The organism is Streptomyces sp. ADMS, assembly GCF_033441795.1.
GTDB lineage: Bacteria > Actinomycetota > Actinomycetes > Streptomycetales > Streptomycetaceae > Streptomyces.
Genome location: NZ_JAVFVX010000372.1, coordinates 1 through 662, shown reverse-complemented (window position 1 = coordinate 662; position 662 = coordinate 1). Strand labels below are relative to the sequence as shown.

Sequence of the window (662 nt, the reverse complement as noted above, 5' to 3'; positions counted from 1 at the left end):
CAGCACCGCCTCCGACGTCAACCCCCGAAGGACTTACGGCGCGAACCACTTAGCGACTCGAACGGAACCGGTCGAGTCTCGGATCAACAGCGACTGGTGAGCGTGCAGGCACGGCATGCGATCGTCCAGGACTTGTTCTCGGCATCGCAGGTGCGTGAGTTTCGGATCAGGGTTGAGCGTCGCCGACTCGCAGATTGTCCGGCGTGTAGTACTCGCCGTAGGTGCCTATGACGGTGACGGCCACACGGGAATCGGGCTGCCAGAAAGTACGGAAATACGGGGCGAACGTCGGGATTTCCGGGATCTCCAGCAGGGGGACGCCGCGCCGTGCCAGCAGACGCTGCAGCTTTTCGAACCGAAGCCTGGGAGTGAACCGCCCGTACCGGGCACGAAGCACGTCGTGGACGTCGGTACGGTCCCGGTACGCGAGGCGGCGCACCTGCAGGGTGAAGTGGTGGCCCGACCAGGGGGGTTCGGTGGAAGCGCGGTCCCAGAAGAACTCGACGAAGCCGTAGCCACGGCACATGCTGCGGTCGTCGAAGTGGTCCTCGGCGAATTCCGGCCCCAGGACCTTGGCGACATGCTCGGGAGAGTCCGCGGGGCCCACGCCGAGCACGGTGCCGGTGGTGACGACGTCCACGTAGAACGCCAGGGAATGCGGA

At 65.4% G+C, this 662-nt stretch carries 1 protein-coding gene; it reads right to left on the bottom strand.

Annotated features, from left to right (window positions below; translation table 11 throughout):
* Positions 1–166: 166 nt before the first annotated feature.
* Positions 167–662, bottom strand: a 496-nt coding sequence (locus RB628_RS41110; protein ID WP_318325729.1) for a hypothetical protein, incomplete at its 5' end; no start/stop codon positions are given.